General features: G+C 46.3%; 12 protein-coding genes. 8 read left to right on the top strand and 4 right to left on the bottom strand.

The genetic code is table 11. The features are described 5' to 3' along the window. The first annotated feature begins 24 nt into the window (after positions 1 to 24). The 5 genes from QH73_RS22410 (at position 25) to QH73_RS22390 (ending at position 8,679) form a co-directional block, all read left to right on the top strand. The gene (locus QH73_RS22410; protein ID WP_039714380.1) at positions 25 to 4,869 is read left to right on the top strand and encodes a translocation/assembly module TamB domain-containing protein; all 4,845 of its coding nucleotides are present in this window, start codon (positions 25 to 27) and stop codon (positions 4,867 to 4,869) included. A 14-nt stretch (positions 4,870 to 4,883) separates the two neighbouring features. Beyond that, positions 4,884 to 6,545, top strand: a complete 1,662-nt coding sequence (locus QH73_RS22405; protein WP_039714381.1) for an alpha/beta hydrolase — start codon at positions 4,884 to 4,886, stop codon at positions 6,543 to 6,545. Between the two features lie 75 nt (positions 6,546 to 6,620). Beyond that, positions 6,621 to 7,127 carry a cation transporting ATPase C-terminal domain-containing protein gene (locus tag QH73_RS22400; RefSeq protein ID WP_236147133.1) on the top strand — a complete coding sequence of 169 codons (507 nt, stop codon included), beginning with the start codon at positions 6,621 to 6,623 and terminating at the stop codon, positions 7,125 to 7,127. Between the two features lie 123 nt (positions 7,128 to 7,250). Beyond that, the gene (locus QH73_RS22395; RefSeq protein WP_132867476.1) at positions 7,251 to 7,487 is read left to right on the top strand and encodes a hypothetical protein; all 237 of its coding nucleotides are present in this window, start codon (positions 7,251 to 7,253) and stop codon (positions 7,485 to 7,487) included. Positions 7,488 to 7,707: 220 nt separating this feature from the next. Beyond that, entirely contained in the window at positions 7,708 to 8,679 is a 972-nt protein-coding gene (locus tag QH73_RS22390; protein ID WP_039714383.1) for a glutathione S-transferase family protein, read from the top strand. 45 nt (positions 8,680 to 8,724) lie between these two features. Here QH73_RS22390 and QH73_RS22385 read toward each other — a convergent pair whose 3' ends face one another. The 4 genes from QH73_RS22385 to QH73_RS29350 all read right to left on the bottom strand — a co-directional run bounded on the left by QH73_RS22385 (position 8,725) and on the right by QH73_RS29350 (position 10,697). Continuing rightward, entirely contained in the window at positions 8,725 to 8,907 is a 183-nt protein-coding gene (locus QH73_RS22385; protein WP_039714384.1) for a DUF3096 domain-containing protein, read from the bottom strand. A gap of 35 nt (positions 8,908 to 8,942) precedes the next feature. Further along, the gene (locus tag QH73_RS22380; RefSeq protein ID WP_132867475.1) at positions 8,943 to 9,131 is read right to left on the bottom strand and encodes a hypothetical protein; all 189 of its coding nucleotides are present in this window, start codon (positions 9,129 to 9,131) and stop codon (positions 8,943 to 8,945) included. 91 nt (positions 9,132 to 9,222) lie between these two features. Continuing rightward, positions 9,223 to 10,290, bottom strand: a complete 1,068-nt coding sequence (locus QH73_RS22375; RefSeq protein ID WP_132867474.1) for a type II asparaginase — start codon at positions 10,288 to 10,290, stop codon at positions 9,223 to 9,225. Positions 10,291 to 10,382: 92 nt separating this feature from the next. Next, positions 10,383 to 10,697: an IS1/IS1595 family N-terminal zinc-binding domain-containing protein gene (locus tag QH73_RS29350; protein WP_039714385.1), complete on the bottom strand. Its 315-nt coding sequence runs from the start codon at positions 10,695 to 10,697 to the stop codon at positions 10,383 to 10,385. A gap of 527 nt (positions 10,698 to 11,224) precedes the next feature. Between QH73_RS29350 and QH73_RS22365 the strand changes: the two genes are divergently transcribed. The 3 genes from QH73_RS22365 (at position 11,225) to QH73_RS22355 (ending at position 19,316) form a co-directional block, all read left to right on the top strand. Continuing rightward, entirely contained in the window at positions 11,225 to 17,911 is a 6,687-nt protein-coding gene (locus QH73_RS22365) for a PAS domain S-box protein (protein ID WP_039714386.1), read from the top strand. After that, complete coding sequence (locus QH73_RS22360) at positions 17,908 to 18,537, top strand: response regulator (RefSeq protein WP_039714387.1); 630 nt, start codon at positions 17,908 to 17,910, stop codon at positions 18,535 to 18,537. The genes QH73_RS22365 and QH73_RS22360 overlap by 4 nt, the downstream gene beginning before the upstream one ends. 221 nt (positions 18,538 to 18,758) lie before the next feature. Next, on the top strand, positions 18,759 to 19,316 hold the full coding sequence (locus tag QH73_RS22355; protein ID WP_039714388.1) for a DsbA family protein: 558 nt from the start codon (positions 18,759 to 18,761) through the stop codon (positions 19,314 to 19,316). Positions 19,317 to 19,340: the final 24 nt, after the last annotated feature.

Here is a 19,340-nt window from a genome sequence, read left to right as displayed (position 1 = left end):
CTCCAGTCCCATTCAGATATAAAGATGACAAACTCCCCCCGTCGTCCACCAGAAGCAAATTCTCGTCGGCGTTTGTGGCTGTTGATATTGAGCCGCAGCAGTATTGCTGTCGGAGCATTTCTACTCGTAGCAATTGCAGGAGGCGTGTCGTGGGGTTGGATCTTTGTCAACCGAAGGTTAGTACCGCTAGTTGAAAGGAATTTAGAGCAGATCCTGGGAAGACCTGTAGATATAGGGTCAGTAGAAAGGTTTTCGCTCAACAGCTTGCGATTTAGTTCGGCATCCCTGCCAGCAACTTCTACCGATCCCGACCGATTAGTAGCAGAAGCAGTAGAAGTCCAGTTCGATCCTTTGCCGCTCCTATTCAACCGCAGACTGGAATTAGATGTGACGTTGGTTCAACCGGATGTATATGTCGAACAGGCGAAAAACGGACAGTGGGTTTCAACCCAAATTAAAATTCCCGAAGGCGGTGCTGGTTTCATTCAAACTGAGTTAGAGACAATTCGGGTACGAGATGCCGATATTGTCTTAGTACCAAATCCAGCCCCAGATAGACCATCAGGTGCAGTCGCAATCGCAGATGTGAGTGGAGTTGCCCGCTTTTTAGACCAAAATCAACGCATTCAGTTCGAGCTGACTGGTCAACCGAAAACAGGAGGCAAACTAGCGATCGCTGGAGAAACGCGCCCTGCGGCATTGCAACAGACGACTCTCAATATCGAGGCAGAGAATTTACTTGCCAGCGAGATTAGTCGGTTAATCGATCTGCCCATCAACCTACAAGCAGGTCGGGTAGATGGTGACTTAAGAGTGCAGTTGCAACCTGAAGGACAACAACCCGCGATCGCAGGGACGGCTAGCTTGAGTAACGTCACTGCCAAGATTGAAAACGTACCGAATCTATTTACTAATATCCAAGGAAAACTGTTATTTCAACCGGATCGGACGATCGCCCTGCAAAATGTGACAACGCGCTATGGCAAAATTCCGGTTCAGCTCGGCGGGTCGCTCAATACTCTCAAAGGTTATAACTTATCAGGTCGGGTGAAAGCAGCTAGTGTCAATAATGTTTTAGACGCGCTAGATGTTGAATCTCCCTTTCCAACAAAGGGAACCGTCAGAGCAGATCTTCAGTTACAGGGTGCGATCGACAAACCCATTCTGAGCGGCACTGTCAGCACGATTAAAACAGCACAGATCGATCGCATTCCATTTAAAGATATTAGCGGTCGCTTTCGGTTAACAACAGGTGGAGCAACACCAGAAATTACATTTACCAATATTCAGGCAACTCCCACGGTGGGGGGCAAAATTACAGGTAAGGGTCAAATTCAGCTAGGAACTCAACCCCAAGTTGCATTTAATTTTCAGGGGCAAAACGTACCAGGGAATGCTATAGCCAAGCTTTACGGCACTACACCCCCAATTCAAATTGGCGATGTCGCAGGAACGGCAAAAATTTCTGGCTCTCCTGGTAATATTCGTACTGTCGCTCAATTGCAAGCACCTGAAGCTACTTATCCTGGTACGGCAGAAGTCATCGTTACCAACGAGGGAAATACGCTAATCCGAGATGCAGTTTTCCAGGTTGCAGGTGGTACGGTGACAGCAAACGGTCAAATTAATAGAAATCGTCAATTCCAAGCGGTCGTAAATGCCAGTGGAGTGCAACTTAAATCCTTTTCTCCTGAGTTGCGGGGAGAATTTAGTGCCAATAAAGTGCGCGTGACCGGAAATTCGTTCGATCTAGCCGAGATTCAAGCCCAAGGACAAGTGCGCTTTTCTGAAGGTTTAGCCGTTATCGAGCAACCCCTGACAGCTCAAGTTAGGTGGAATGGAGAGCGAATTATCGTTCAAAAAGCAACTGCACCAGGACTGAATGCTAGTGGAACTGTTGACGTGCGCTTACCAGAACGAGCAGCGCCAGAAATTGCTGGGTTCAACTTGGACGTGCGAGCGCGAGATTACGACTTGCAAGACTTCGGTTTGGAGATTCCTGGTAACGTAATGCTAGCAGGGCAAGCAGATTTTACCGGAAAAGTTACAGGCACTCCTGATGCTCCCAATGCAGTTGGAAATCTGGGTTTGCAAAACTTGAGAGTCAACGGTTTAGCCTTCGATCCAGTATTGACTGGCAAATTAAATTATCAGGCAGAACAGCAGACTCAACTGCAAGTCAGCGGTAAACAAGATAGAATTGCCTTTACTTTAGATGAGAATAATCGCCCCGTTTCATTTTTCGTGCGGCGAAACCAAGCGGTAGCTAGAGGTACAACCCAAGGCGAAAACTTAGTTGTCAACGTCCAAGACTTTCCCGTAGCGGTGCTGCGAAGCGTAATTGGGGGCGATCGCCTCAAGCAAATTGGCGCGATTGGGGGGGAAGTATCGGGCAAGTTAGTTGTTGACTTAGCCGAGAATATAACCGAGTCTACTGTAGTAGGAGATTTAGCAATTGCGCGACCGAGAGCAGGCAGGTTTTCAGCCGACCGAATTCAAGCCCGCTTTCGTTATGATGCAGGGGCTTTCTCTTTGACCCAAGGCGAGTTGCAACAAGGTGAAAGCCGCATCTCCTTAAGTGGAGATTTACAAGCTGAGGACGACAGACAATTTCAATTTCAGCTCGACTTTGACTCTGCCAGAATTGAAAATGTGTTGCAAGCACTGAGTATCTTCGGTTTTGAAGACTTAGCAGGTGGCTTGTTACCCGAAGATCTCCCTGGAGCAGAGGCATTACCAACCGTATCTGTGGGTTTACCAAAACAATCCTTACTTGCTCAACTGCAACTATTTTCGGAAATTAGAGCGTTAATCGCACAACAGCAACAACAAGAAAGAGCTTCAGCCAAATTACCACCAATTTCAGCTTTAAACGGTACGATTAGCGGCGAAATTGCCGTAACAGGAGCATTAGCACCTGGTTTACAGCCATCGTTTGACGTTGACTTTGAACTACTCGGACAAGATTGGCAATGGGGGACTTATACAGTCGATGAAGCGATCGCCAGAGGAACTTTTGAAAATGGCGTTTTGACGCTGCTACCCTTGCGACTCGATCTCGGTGACGGACTTATTGCCTTTACCGGACAACTAGGAGAGGAACTTTCTGGACAATTGCGCGTCGTCAGCCTACCTGTAGCAACTTTACAGCCTTTTCTAGACCGCTTACCACAAGCATTACCATTTGATGTCACCGGACAGTTGAATGCCCTCGTCACCTTAGCAGGTAGTTTAGAAAACCCCCAAGCGATCGGTGAGGTATCGCTGGTGGAAGGAAGTTTGAATCAACAACCGATTCAGGTAGCTGGGCTAAGCTTTGATTATAATGAGGCGCGGTTGAGTTTTGCCAGCGATGTATTGATAACAGGGACTCAACCAGTCGAAATTACAGGCAGTATTCCCGTAGCGTTACCGTTTGCCTCCGTCCAGCCCGATAGTAACCTTCTTAGCATCCGAGCAAACGTACAAGATGAAGGTTTGGCGTTATTGAATTTATTCACCGAGCAAGTTGCTTGGGTAAAAGGTCAGGGACAAGTCAATGTCGAAGTGCAAGGAACTTTAGATCGACCTGTGGTGACGGGGGAAGCTGTCGTCAAGAATGCCACTTTGAAGGCTCAAGCTTTGCCCGAACCGCTGATGGATGTAACGGGGACGGTGGAGTTTAATGGCGATCGCATTGTCGTTCCTGGTGTTACAGGACAGTACAATTCAGGTAAAGTGACTGCTGAGGGAACTCTCCCGATTTTTGCCACTCAACAGGGACAACCAGCGACAAATCCCCTCACAGTATCCCTAAACGATCTCAATGTAGATATCGAGGGACGCTATGAGGGCGGAGTCAGCGGCAACGTCGTTATTACCGGAACAGCCCTATCTCCCGATCTTGGGGGTAAGATTCGATTGGCGAACGGTCAAGTCTCTTTGGGAGGAACTGAAGATACTCCTACTACCGCAGCAGTCACACCCGCAGGTAGTACGGCTACAAGTAGTACAGCGACAAATCGTAACACCACAGAGGAATCTCCGATTGAATTTACCAATTTGCAGTTAATTCTCGACAACGACGTGCGGATCGTCCGCCAGCCTTTACTTAGCTTTGAGGCAGAAGGCGACCTGGCGATTAATGGCACTTTAACCAACCCTCGTCCCCAAGGAGTGGTGCGTCTGACAGGCGGACAAGTCAACTTATTTACGACTCAGTTCACCCTAGCACGGGGCGAAGAACAGACGGCTCGCTTCACGCCCAAGGGAGGACTAGATCCCATCCTTGATGTCACCCTAGTCGCAACTGTACCAGAGACAACTGGTGGTATTGGGCGGGTTCCCACTTCACCTTTTTCTGGCGAGATCCGTGACGTTCCCGCTACAAGCTTCGGCACTTTCCGCACCGTGCGCGTGCAAGCAGCAGTAGAGGGACCCGCTAGTGAATTGGCGGATAACTTAGAGCTAACTAGCGAACCGAATCGCAGCGAAGCAGAGATCGTCGCACTGTTAGGCGGTTCCTTTATCAATACCTTGGGTAGAGGAGATCCTGCTCTAGGGCTTGCCACAATTGCAGGATCTACCTTACTGTCCAACTTCCAAGACAATATTACCGAGATTGGCGAGGCTTTAGGTATCGATGAATTACGCTTGTTTCCTACGATCGTCACCGAACCAGAAGAAAACGTTTCTGTCCTTGGTTTAGCAGCAGAGGCAGTGTTTGACATCACGAACGATTTTTCTCTCTCCCTCTCGCGGGTATTTGCTGCTGACGATCCCTTGCGTTACAACCTAATTTATCGCCTCAACGACCAAATCTTGGTACGTGCCTCTACCAATTTGAGCGGTGAGAGTCGGCTGCTGGTGGAGTACGAAACCAGATTTTAGTTTACGTCATAACCGTGTTGCAAAAACTTTTCACCTCAAAACTGCTCAAATCCGCGAGCATTGCATCCTTATTATTATTTCCAGCAACGGGGCTTCAAACCGCAGTCGCAGCCGATCGCATTTACGCGACATACGGTGCTTTTGAAAGTTCGGTGGCGATCGAAGATTTGGCAAAGTTTGCCAAAACAGGCGAAATTGAAGGCGGACTGATCGATTACGCCCGCAGACTCACCCCCGCACAGCTGGAGCGACTGCGAGGTATACTGACTACACCAGTCGATCTGAGTCCGGTAGCAATCTCTCAATTTCTTTACTCCTCAATTGGCGAAACTTTATTACAACGACTGGGACAACTGATTCGGACTGAAGCAACACTTCCAGGATTTTACGCCATTCGCTCGGCTCTGATCTTAGCAGCAGCAGAAAATCGCCAAGGCTTTACCTTACTTGATGTCTTGCGTCAGTTTCCCACGAATGGAATTCGAGTCGATCTGGGGCAAAGTTTAGAAATTGTAGAAGAATTGCAAGCTGTCATCAATCGCACAAACGAAGCGATCGCCCTAGTGCAGAGACAATCAGCTGCCGCTGCGATCGCCCAACAGCCTGCCAATTTCTCCCAGCTACCAGACTTGCGCCAACGAGGAAGATTTACTTGGACGAAACGCACCTTAGAACTTTACGACAGCAGCCGCGATCGCGCCTTTATTGCCGATCTTTATTTACCAAACTCTTACCTCTCGCCTCCTTCCCTCACCCCTCACTCCTCACTCCTCACCCCTGTCATAGTCATCTCTCACGGTTTAGGTTCAGACCGCAACAGCTTTGGATATCTCGCTCAGCAGTTAGCTAGTTATGGTTTTGCCGTTGCCGTTCCCGAACATCCAAATAGCAATGCCGAACAATTGCGATCGCTCCTGAATGGTCGCGCTACTGCCGTTACGCCTCCAAGGGAGTTTATCAATCGTCCGCTGGATGTATCGTATTTGCTCGATGTTTTGGCACAACTCGATCGCACCGATTCATCTTTTGCCCTCAATTTACAACAAGTCGGAGTTGTCGGGCATTCCTATGGTGGTTATACAGCCTTAGCTTTAGCAGGTGCTAAGTTGAATTTCAACCAATTACAACAAGACTGTGAGAATTTGGGCGAGACTTTTAATTTGTCTTTACTGCTCCAGTGTCGGACGCTGGAACTACCGCGCACCCAGTATAATTTGCGAGACAAAAGAATTAAGGCGGCGATCGCGATTAATCCTATTGCCAGCGCCCTTTTTGGTAAAGCTGGTTTAAGTCAAATAAAAATCCCCGTGACAATTGCCAGCAGTAGCGACGATAAAGTTGCACCAGCTTTACCAGAGCAAATTTTGCCCTTTACATGGCTGACTGCTCAGAATAAATATCTCCTTTTACTCGCAGGTGGAACCCATTTTTCCGCTGCCGATAAATCCGATCCAGGTAGCGAACCCTTACCCATTCCCGAATCAGTCATCGGTCCAGATCCGTCCTTGGCTCGTCGCTATCTGGGGGCTTGGAGCGTGGCTTTTTTTGAGACTTACGTAGCAGGTTCGCAGCAATACCGTCCCTATCTGAGTGCTGATTACGCTCGGTTTATCAGTCAAATGCCTTTAACTTTGAGCTTAGTGCAATCTCTACCTTTGGAAAGCCTAACTCAGTAAGCAAGTTGAGTTGGCTGTATCGTTAGTACAGAAAAATTTAAATCATCGATTTGGGAGGAATAATGAAAATTCTGGTTGTTTACTACGCGAAAGGCTGATATTGGTGTAGCAATGGGGCAACGGGGAATGCAAGTCGCAAAAGAGGCGGCTGATATGGTGCTTCAGGATGATGCATTTTCGTCCATTGTGGCGGCGGTCGAACAGGGACGAGCGATTTTTAACAATATTCGTAAGTTTACAGTCTATCTGCTCTCTGACAATGTCGGTGAGATTATTGCCGTCACCGTCGCCTCGCTATTGAACGCACCCTTACCACTGCTGCCACTTCAGATTTTATATATCAATGTTGTGAATGATGCCTTTCCCGCGCTGGCGCTTGGTGTCGGAGAAGGCGGAACTGCCTTGATGCAGCATCCACCTCGGCGGGCAAAAGAGCCGATCCTAACGCGCCGTCATTGGTTGGCGATCGCGGGTTATGGTTTAATCATTGCCGCTACTTTAGAAGCTGCCTTTATTGTTGCCCTGACCTGGCTGAGCATGACACAACAGCAAGCCGTCACGGTTTCTTATAAACCCTCCTAAATAATATATACACAACAACAACAACAACAGGGATAAGACTCTGTTTTTTTATTTTGTGTAAGTTTATAAAACTTATCTTACACATCGTAGCTATCACTTATATAAAACGAATAGCAAAACGAAGTGGCAGCCGCTGTGAAATTACAAAAAGGTAAGACACCAGAAGGTAAAACGGTAGTTTTGGTGCTGAATGACAACTATGAGCCTGTAGGGATAGGTGTGTGGGCTGTTGACGCTGAAATGTACCGCTCCACAATGACAAACAAGAACCGAGTAGCAGCATGGTGCTGTCCTTTGCTAAATTTGTCAGTTCAGAATAGATTTTCTGGAATCGGGCGTGTGAGTGATGGAGTTATCTAATAACGGTTCAATTCTAAATATAAAACTTTATGTTTAAACTGGGGTGCAATCCGATACTGCACCCCTTATTATTTACGATTGCTCTAATACTCTAGACTGCTGCAAGCGCACTTAACAGTATCACTCAAGAAAAACGACAACTTAAGACTACTCTAATAACACTTTTATCAATTCAAATAAAGCAGCAGAGGCAGAATTGCACCAACACATTTAGGAGGGAATTATGACGGGAATAATGGTTGCAGGTAAATGGATAACTGATGAGAACGAGCAAAATCAAAGCGGTGAGTTCCATGAGATTCCAACAACGTTTCGAGAGCGCGTGAGTGCAGGTGGAAAGAGCGGGTTTAAGGCAGAAGCTCTACGCTATCACCTCTACGTTTCCTTGGCGTGTCCGTGGGCGCACCGCACCTTAATCATGCTCCAACTCAAAGGGTTGAATGATGTCATCTCTGTCTCTATTGTCGATCCAATTATGAGCGATAAAGGCTGGATGTTTAGTGATGCGCCAGGAGCCATTCCTGACTCGGTGAATCACGCTCAATATTTGCAAGAGATTTATCTCAAAGCCGATCCCAATTACACAGGGCGAGTCACTGTTCCCGTTTTGTGGGATAAGCAATCTCAAACCATTGTCAACAACGAATCTCGCGAGATCGTGCGGATGTTTGACGTAGAGTTTGCTGCATTGGCAACGCAGAAAATCGACTTATACCCACGCGACTTACAACAGCAGATCGATGAAACTATCGATGCAATTTATCTACCAATTAATGCTGGTGTTTATCGCGCTGGTTTTGCAACTTCGCAAGCAGCCTACGAAGAAGCCGTGACCCAACTGTTCGAGAGTTTAGATCGATGGGAAACTGTTCTGGGCAAGCAGCGTTATTTATGTGGCGATCGCCTCACGGAAGCTGATATTTGTCTATTTGCAACGCTTTATCGCTTCGACTCGGTGTATTACGGTCACTTTAAGTGCAATTTGCGGCGAATTATCGACTATCCGAACCTTTGGAATTATCTACTAGACCTATATCAGCGTCCCCAATTCAAAGTGACGTGCAATCAGGACTATATCAAATGTGCCTATTACATGAGTATGACCGAGATTAATCCCAATCGAATTGTGCCGAAGGGTCCAATCGTCGATTTTGACCAACAGCACGATCGCGATCGCTTTGGGAGTGCATAGGGAGCGATCGCTCCCTATGCACTCCCAAACGGCTGACCCCATTGTCTAAGTACGTAAATTGAAGATTTCCACTAGCCCGATAACAATTAGATACACTGCCACAATGTAATTGAGTAGTCGCGGGAGAAAAAGAATCAGTATCCCTGCTATTAAAGCGACAACTCCGTTGATACTGATACTGAAAGCGATATCAGAAGACTTTTGTGCCAAAAGCGGAAAGTCAAGCATAGCTAACTCTACGGGTAACAGCCTTGTTTCTAATTTTACTTTCCTTTATCCGCTGCCGAACGGTAAATTTGAGATGCCGCTACAGTTTTCTTTAAGAGTGGATGGCGATCGCTACTCGTCGCGTTTAACTTCCTCACTAAAACTTTCCCACTCGTCAACGGTAAACCCTTCCTTGACTTCCCCTGAAAACCAAATAGCCATCCTATCCCAAGCTGACTCTGCACTGTGCCTTGCAGGGATGAGTTTATTCAAACATCTGTACCACTTGGAGCTTGTTGGTGAAAAATCTTTGTTCGTAGACCATTTTTAATATTCCTAGTATTCATAGAATGCCTGCTGAATTGTTTTCGGATCGTTTGTTTTCGTCAAAGCTAGCATTAACAGGACGCGAGCTTTTTGTGGATTCAAATTATCGGCTACGACAAAATTTAATTTATCATCATTGACTTCACCGTTCCGCGCTACGATCCCACTACCAGTACGAGAACTTCTGACGATCTCCACCCCCTTTTTTTGTGCGTCTATCAGTCCTTGTTCAATTTCACTAAATAGGCTACCGTTTCCCGTCCCCGCATGAACTAAGCCTTTTGCACCAGCTGCAACGGCAGCATCTAGCATGACACGGCTGTTGTTGGCATAACCATAAAGGATCTCAACTCGCGGTAACGAATTGAGACGAGAAACATCAAATTCACTTGCCGTTGTGTGCTTGCGGGTTGCTTGTCTGTAGAAGTGGGGTACGCCTGCTTGAATATATCCTAAGTAGCCTAGATCTGGAGTTTGAAAAGTTTCTATCAGCATGGTACTTGTCTTGCTCACATCTCTGGCGCTACTAATCTCGTCATTTAAGCATACTAATACTCCCTTGCCTTTCGCTTGCTTACTACCTGCCACAACTACTGCATTGTATAAATTTAAAGGACCATCGGCACTAATTGCAGTCGAGGGACGCATCGAACCAACTAATACTACTGGCTTATCGCTTTTCACAACCAAATTGAGAAAATAGGCTGTTTCTTCTAGCGTGTCAGTGCCGTGAGTAATGACAATTCCATCGACATCATTTGATGCTAAAAGTTGATTGACTCGCTTAGCTAGTTTAAGCCAATGGTCGTTAGTGATATGTTGACTGGCAATTTGAAATAGTTGTTCGCCTTTGACATTGGCTACTTTCTTGATTTCAGGAACGGCGTTCAGCAGTGAATCGATTCCTACCTTAGCGGCAGTATATCCTACTGTTGTCGTGCTAGTCGCCCCCGTACCTGCGATCGTGCCACCAGTTGCAATAATAACGACATTTGGCAGTTGAGGCTGAATGGTGGTATTGGTGCAGGTAGCATCGGTCAAGCGATCGCCCTTCGTGCTAGTGCATTCGATCTGCAAGTCTTCTCACGAGTGTCTGCGTCCATTGCTAGCCACACCCACTGCTTGTCCCCGCCCGTCCACAAACGACCATAACTCATCCATCTGCACTGTTAGACGGCGTTTCGGCGCATGTCGCGCACCTGCACCTTCTGAGTCACTTGCTGGTATTTCTGGTTGACGTATTGTTGTACCCACAGTTCGGAAATTTGTAAGGCAGGGGCAATGCCAGCTAGTGACAGTTTTTCCAGCAGCAATCGGTCAATGATACCTTTAGTTTCCTCGCTAATCATCCGCCACTGTGGATTTTTGACGAATTGCCGCCCACAGTCTCGGCGCTTGTAATTTTGCTTTTGATGTCGAGTTCGATCGTTTTTGACCACATCTTCAGACTGACAACTGGGACAGGCAGGCAGAGCAGTAAACATCAGCACACTTAATCAAATGACAACAATGATTTCATGTTCTCATCCTTTCCTCTTTAGCACTACCAAAAACAGACAGTGAGGAAAGTACGCAGCTTTTGTGGCAATTTTCTCTCTTCAATCTACTGAGCAAGAATATATGGCCTAAGTGTATCATGGTGCGAATTAGTTTAGGATCTCAAAGCATTTCGATCCGATTCTTGAAAACTGAAACACCACAAGGATAAGAGCGAATTTACTGACAAATTTGGTGAATGTGATGTAGTCTAAAGCTCTTACTGTGCAAAGATTCTAAATTTCAAGCTCGCGCAGGATTTGAGTTCTAAAACCAATTTGATTTCGACGCGCTTATTAGAGAAAATCTAGCGATGTAGAATAACTGCCTCGCACCCCTAGAGAGCAACCCGTTTAGCGGAGCGGAGCCAGCACCAGGCGAATTTGCCCAATTGTGTTATTTGCTGGAGCTTGGCACATGATATAAACGATATACTTGATGATACAGCTGATGACACTCATCGGGAGAGAGTTGTATGATCGCCCTACCTGGAGTTGCCATCTTAAGCAAAATCTATGAGAGTTCGGCATCTCTAGTGTATCGGGGCATCAGAGAGCAAGACGAGCGGGCGATCGTCGTCAAACTGCTCAAGCAAAATTACCCCTCTCCCCAAGAATTAACCCGCTACAAACAGGAATATGAAATTACCCATTCCCTCAGCATCGATGGCGTAGTGAAGGCTTACAGCCAGCAGGACTATCAGCGCACGCTCGTCATCCTGCTAGAAGACTTTGGCGGCGAGTCTTTAGAACGGTTGCGGCAGCAGCAATCGGACTTTTACCCCATGCCTAGTGCGAATTTTCTTAGGCTAGCGATCGCCATTACTGACATTCTAGGCAAAATCCATGCTGCTAACATCATTCATAAAGATATCAATCCTAGCAACATCGTCCTGAATCTAGATACTGGCGTGGTCAAAATGATTGATTTTGGGATTGCCACCCGATTCAGCCGCACTAACCCAACGTTTAAAAGTCTCCATCTTCTGGAAGGAACCCTTGCCTACTTATCTCCAGAGCAAACTGGGCGCATGAACCGGATGCTCGACTACCGCAGCGATTTTTACTCGCTGGGCGCAACATTTTACAAACTTTTGACCGGACAGTTGCCGTTTCCCACCAGCGACATCCTAGAACTAGTTCATTGCCATATTGCCAAACAGCCCGTTCCCCCACACGAACTAAATTCTACAATTCCCAAACCTGTTTCCGACATAATTTTGAAATTGATGGCGAAAAATGCCGAGGATCGCTATCAAAGTGCTTGGGGCATTAAAGCAGATTTAGAACGCTGCGATCGGCAACTAGCCCAAATTGGTCAAATTAACTCCTTCCAATTAGGTCGGCAAGATGTTTCCGAGCAGTTTCAAATTCCCCAAAAACTGTATGGGCGAGAAGGAGAGATTGAAGCATTATTAGCGGCGTTTGACAGAGTAGCCGCAAGGGAAAATGCAGAGAATTCTCCACAATTCAATGTCGAAATGATGTTGGTTTCTGGTTACGCTGGAATTGGTAAATCGGCATTGGTGCAGGAACTTTACAAACCCATTACGGCAAAGCACGGCTATTTTATCTGGGGAAAGTTTGACTCTTTCGAGCGCAATATTCCCTACAGCGCGATCGTCGATGCCCTGCAAAAATTGGTACAGCAACTACTAGGCGAACCTGACGAGCAGTTGCAACAGTGGCGATCGCATTTACTTGCGGCATTGGGCAGCAACGGACAAATCATCATTGATGCAATCCCAGAAGTTGAGCTAATTATTGGCAAGCGGCCGCCCGTACCGGAAGTTGGAGCAACTGAAGCTCAAAATCGCTTCAATCTAACGTTTCAAAAGTTTGTGCGGGTGTTTTGTGACAAGGAGCATCCCCTGGTCATCTTCTTAGACGATTTGCAGTGGATCGACTCCGCGACGCTGAAGTTAATCGAGCTAATATTACTCGACGAGCAAACCCAGTATCTATTTTTGATTGGAGCCTATCGAGATCATGAAGTAACTTCAACGCATCCACTAATACTAACGCTGGAGAAACTGAGAAAACAAGGGGCAGTGCTTCAGGAGATTATCTTAGCGCCCTTAACGCCTGATCCGTTAAGTCAATTGATTGCCGAGACGCTACATCACAATGTTGACACCGTGCGTCCCCTCACCCAATTAGTGTTACGTAAAACCGAGGGTAACCCTTTCTTCTCATGTGAATTTTTACGAATGCTGTATAGCGAAAATCTGCTGACTTTTGATGCAGATCGCTTATGCTGGCAGTGGGACATTGCCCAGATTGAAACCCAAGATATAACTGATAATGTGGTGGAGTTGCTGCTGCTCCAGTTAAAGAATCTGCCACAAGAAACACAGCAAATTCTTCGTTTAGCCGCTTGTATCGGAGCAGAATTCGATCTAGATACTCTCGCACTTGTTTGTGAAAAATCGCCGCCAGCAATTTCTCTAGATTTACTAGCTGCAATCCAAGCTGGATTAATTCAACCTCTATCTGAATTAGATGAAAACTTGTTAGTTCAAGAGTATAAGTTTTCGCACGATCGCGTACAGCAAGCTGCTTATGCTTTAATTGATGAATCTCAAAAACAAGTCGTTCATCTCCAAATTGGTCGCAATTTACTTGAAAAAACTTCAGCAGAGCAACAATCTGAGCGACTGTTTGAAATTGTCGATCATCTCAATCGGGGAATTGAGTTGGTCAGCGATCGCGCAAAACGAACTGAAATTGCTTTCTTGAATTTAATCGCAGGTCAGAAAGCAAAAGCCGCCATCGCCTATAGTATGGCTCAAAATTACTTAGCCACAGCTCGAGAATGGCTGGCAGCTTCTAGCTGGCAAACAAATTATCAGCTAGCATTGGATTTATCTTTAGAAACAACAGAAGTCGCATACTTGTGTGGCAATTTTGAGCAGGTAGAATACTGGACACCGATCGTTATACAAGAAGCTAAAACAATTCTCGACATCATAAAAGTTTATGAAGTCAAAATTCAAACTTACATCGCACAGAACCAGCCATTGAAGGCGATCGATACGGCATTGCAAGTTTTGCAGCAACTAGGGATCGATTTTCCCAAAAAGCCCACTCAGTCAGATATTCAGCTTGAGCTAGATGTAATTTTAAGCCTTCTCAGTGGAAAAGCGATCGAGGGCTTGATTCATTTGCCCCAAATGACCGAGCCAGAAAAGTTGACGGCGATGCGAATCCTATCCAGGATAACGGTTGCTGCCTGGATTGCTGCTCCCGATCTAATGCCTCTACTGGTGTCTAAACAGGTTAACTTGTCAATCCAGTATGGCAATGCACTGGTGTCTCCCTTTGCATACGCCTTGCATGGATTAATTCTCTGTGGAATAGTCGGAAACATCGAGTCTGGCTACCAGTTTGGACAGCTTGCTTTGAAGCTCTTGTCGCAGTCGAATCTTCATTCACTTAGAGCTAGAACATTGTTCGTCGTGAACATCTCCATCATTCACTGGAAAGAGTATCTTAGAAAAATATCCAAGCCATTACTAGAAGGCTATCAAAGCGGGCTGGAGACTGGGGATTTAGAGTTTGCTGCCTATTGCGCTCAGGGTTACTGCACTCACTCCTTTTTCATGGGGAAGGAACTCGCGGAAGTTGAGGGCAACATAGCAACCTATAGCGAAGCAATCCGCCAAATCAAGCAAGAAGTAGCACTCACCTGGATTCAAATTTTTCAGCAGACGATTGCCAATTTGATGGGACGATCGAGCGATCCCTACCGTCTAGTTGGCAAATTCTACAATGAGGAAAATGGATTACCACAACACCAAGCAGCAAATGATGGAACTGCAATCTTTTGTGTCTATTTCAGCAAACTTTTCCTATACTATCTATTTTCTGAGAATGCTCGTGCAGTTGAATACGCAGATATAGCGGAAAGTTATTCAAGCTGCGTCACAGCGGCTACCATTTTTGTTTTGTACTACCTCTACAATTCTCTAGCAAGACTTGGAACCTATTTTGAAAGTAGCGATCGAGCGCAGTCGGAAATCCTTGAACAAGTTGCTCATAGCCAGGAGAAAATGAAACAATGGGCGCATTATGCCCCAATGAATTATTTGCATAAATACGATCTAGTTGAGGCAGAAAAAGCGCGAGTCTTAGGGCAATTTTTTGAGGCTGAAGAGTTTTACGAACGAGCGATCGCAGGTGCTGCTGAGAATGAGTTTATCCAAGAAGAAGCACTAGCTTATGAATTGGCGGCTAAACATTATTTGATGCGAGGTAGAGAAAAATTTGCCCAAACCTACATGAAAGAAGCCCATTACTGCTACAATCGCTGGGGTGCAAAAGCTAAAGTTAAAGATTTAGAAAATCGCTATCCACAATTTTTTTCTCAGTTGTCTAAGGTAACTCTCACGTCAGTATCTACCACTTCTGAAACTAGCTCTAGTCGCTCGGATATTGCTTTAGATTTAGCGGCGATAATGAAAGCTTCACAAGCGATTGCTCGTGAAATTGAACTAGAGCATTTGCTGCGTTTATTAATGCAGATATTAATTCAAAATGCTGGCGCACAAACCGGATATTTAATTCTAGAAAACTCAGGAGGGTGGGTAATTGAAGCGACTGGTCAACTAAATGATGGTGATGGTGAGAATGTCTATATTACGCAAGTGCTGCAATCCGTTCCAATTATAGATCGCTTACCCGAAGCAATTATTAATTATGTTATCCGCACTCATGAATCTGTCATTTTAAATGAAGCGATTGGTGAAGGAGCTTTTATCAATGAGTCATACATTCAACGCAACCAAACTAAATCTATTTTCTGTTTGCCGCTACTCAATCAGGCTAAACTGGTTGGCATATTGTATTTAGAAAATAAATTAGCAGTTGGAGCATTTACAACCGAAAGAACGCAGGTTTTGAACCTATTATCGACACAAACAGCAATCGCGATCGAAAATGCTTTCCTTTACTCCAAGCTGCGGAAGAGCGAAAGCAAGATCGCTCAGTTTCTCGAAGCGGTTCCGGTGGGAATTGCGATCGTGGATGCGACTGGTCGCCCTTACTATGCCAACCAACGCGGCATTCAGCTCATGGGGAAAGGAACCGATCCCTCCGTAGCACAGGAGCAAATTTCAGCAGTTTATCAGTTTTATGAAGCGGAAACGGATCGAATCTATCCGACAGAGAAACTGCCAACTATCCGAGCGTTAAAGGGCGAACGCACCAGGAGTGAAGATCTAGAAATTCGGCAAAACAACACCACAATTCCAGTTGAGGCATGGGGAACGCCAGTTTATGACGAACAGGGCAATATAACTCATGCGATCGCTGCTTTTCAAGACATTACCCAGCGCAAACAAGCAGAGAAACTGCTAGCCGATTACAACCGCACTCTTGAGCAACAGGTCGCCCAACGAACGGCAGCGTTACAGGCAAGCGAAGCCGCACTGCGCGACCGAGAACAGGAATTACGACTCATCACCGATGCTCTTCCTGTTTATATCAGCTATGTGGATGCAGATCGACGCTATCGGTTTGTTAATCGTGCCTATGAGGTTTGGTTCAAGCGTAGTCGAGATGAAATTCTGGGCAAACATGTTCGTGAGATTGTGAGTGAGGCGGCTTATCAGATTGCTGAGCCGTATATTAATCAAGTGCTGGGAGGGCAAAGCACCACTTTCGAGGCAGAAATTCCCCCAGGTAGCAAAAATTATATCAGTGCTACCCACATCCCCGATTTTAGTGCCAATGGTCAAGTCCAAGGATACTATGGTTTGATTAGGGACATTAGCGACTGCAAACTTGCAGAGGCAGCCCTACAGCGCAGTGAAGCCAAGTTCCGCAATATCTTTGAAAACTCACAGGTAGGTATCTACCGCACCCGCCTCTCGGATGGATTAATTCTCGAAGCCAATCAACGCCTTGCCGATCTGTTTGGTTTTGATTCACCCGATGAAATGATTGGGCTTGAACATACTGTAAACTACTATGTGAATCTCAGCGATCGCTCCTCAGCGATTGAATTGCTAACCCGTGATGGTACAATTCAAAGCTTTGAAGTGCAGATGCGAAAACGAGATGGTACGCCGTTTTGGGCACTTTACTCTTCTCGTCTGAATGATGAATGTGTAGAAGGAGTGGTTGCAGATATTAGCGAACAGCAAGCTGCGCTACGCGAACGCAAGCAAGCAGAAGAAGCCCTACAAGCCTCAGAGACAAAGCTACGGACTCTAATTGAGGCAATTCCCGATCCATTATTTGTACTGACTGCTGAAGGGCGATTCCTTGAAATAATCGTACAGGAACCAAATCTGCTATGGCAACCCATTGAGGAGATGATTGGTCAAACCATGCATCAACTCGGAAAGGAACAAGCCGATGAATTTCTAAGCTATATTCAGCAGGTGCTGGGAACCCAACAAATCCTTACAGTCGAGTACAGTACGTTTCTAAATGGACGAGAAGCCTGGTTTTCGGCTCGCATTGCACCAATCGATCGCGATCGGGTGATTTGGCTAACGCGAGATATTACGGCGCTGAAGCAAGCAGAAGCCGCCTCAATTTTAGAGGAGCGCAACCGCATGGCACGCGAAATTCACGATACACTCGCTCAGGCGTTTACAGGTATTCTGGCTCAGGTAGGCGCTGCAAAACAGGTGCTAACGGATGATTTAGAAGCAGCTCAGGCACATCTAGACCTGATCAAAGAATTGGCGCGAACTGGATTGACTGAAGCGCGGCGATCGGTCGTCGCGCTCCGTCCTCAGCTTTTGGAGTCGGGCAGTTTACAGAGCGCTCTCCATCGTCTCGTCGCTCAAACCAGAGCTGCTGCAACTGACACCACCTTATATTATGAGATTGAGGGTGCAGTGTATTCTCTACCCACTGAAGTCGAGAATAACCTACTACGGATTGGGCAGGAAGCATTAACGAATGCGATCAGACACGCCAATGCTGACGAAATCCGAGTGAAGCTAGTCTACGATCTCGAGCGGTTTTGCTTGCGTGTGAAAGACAATGGGCAGGGCTTTGGAGTTGGGAGTATTCCATGCTCTGAGGGGTTTGGCTTATTAGGCATGAGCGAGCGGGCAGAGCGCATCGACGCACAACTGACGATTAGGAGTCAACCTGGGCAAGGAACAGAGATTATTGTCACCGTCAACCCTTGGGTAGCACGATGAGCCAAGCCACGACGATTCGAGTTCTGATTGCGGACGATCATGCTATTTTTCGGCAAGGATTAGCTACGATTATTAACCGTGACTTAGAGATGCAGGTGATTGCCCAAGCCGAAAATGGGGAACAAGCGATCGTTCTATTTGAGGAACACCAACCGGATGTGACGCTCATGGATCTGCGAATGCCTGAAATCGAAGGGGTTGCCGCCATCGGTGCAATTCGTGCTAGTGCTAAATCTGCTCGGATTATTGTCCTGACAACGTATGATAGCGACGAAGATATCTATCGGGGATTGCAGGCAGGTGCAAGAGGCTATCTGTTGAAAGAAACTGAACCGGACGAGCTTCTGAATGCCATTCGCACCGTTCACCGGGGTCAGCAGTATATTCCGCCCGATGTGGGAGCAAAGTTGGTACAGCGCCTCAGCAATCCAGAACTGAGTGAAAGAGAACTGGCGGTACTCCGCTCACTGGCACAGGGGATGAGTAATGCCGAGATTGCGGATGCTTTGAGTATCGGTGAAGGCACTGTCAAATCTCATGTCAATCGAATTTTGAATAAGTTAGATGTCAGCGATCGCACCCAAGCTGTGATTGTTGCCGTTAAACGCGGCATTGTCAATTTATAGGATGTACTTTCGATAGAATTGGGATTCTAACTTAAGTTAGAACCAGCCTTCTACTCCACGATGGCATGATTGCTCTATCAATTTATACTGCAAAAGTTTTAACTTGCTGTAGACGACAGCTTGGAGGCGATCGCCTATATTGAATTTATGCAAACAGTCATGCAGGCAATGAATTGAGCAAGTTAATTGCAAAGTTCCATGCTTGATGCAGATGTAGAAAGATGAACGACGATTGTAACCACAGTTCCTTACTTGTACCACCTTCAACCCAAGATCGTATTCAAGGTGTGTTGAGTGCCAAGGTAGTGCTGGTGATGTATGGAGACTATCAAGACTCCAGAAGTGCGGACGTTTACAAGCTGATTCAAGTCATCAAACGAGAGCTTAGTGCTTCCTTTGGAGAGGATTATTTATGCTTGATCTTCCGTCACTTTCCGCAAACACAGATTCATCCTCATGCTCAACGGGCTGCCCAAGCTGCCGAAGCCGCCGCTGCCCAAGGACAGTTTTGGTTAATGCACGATACTTTATTTGCCCATCAACAAAATCTGGAGAATGGTTATCTTGTCGAGTACGCCAATGATTTAGGGCTTGATATTCCTCAGTTTCTCAAAGACTTGCCTAAACAAGCGCGTGTCGATTGTATCAATGAAGACATCGAAGGCGGAATACAGAGTGGAGTAACGACTACTCCAGCCCTGTTTATCAATGGAATTCGGTATATCGGACACTGGAACACGACCCAGTTGATGGCAGCCATGATTGCTGCAAGTAATTAAGTTAAATCAGACAAGAATCCAATG

The organism is Scytonema millei VB511283, from assembly GCF_000817735.3.
GTDB classification, from domain to species: Bacteria; Cyanobacteriota; Cyanobacteriia; order Cyanobacteriales; family Chroococcidiopsidaceae; genus Chroococcidiopsis; species Chroococcidiopsis millei_B.
Note: the sequence above shows the minus strand (reverse complement) of the source record. Positions and strands in the feature narration are given on the sequence as shown.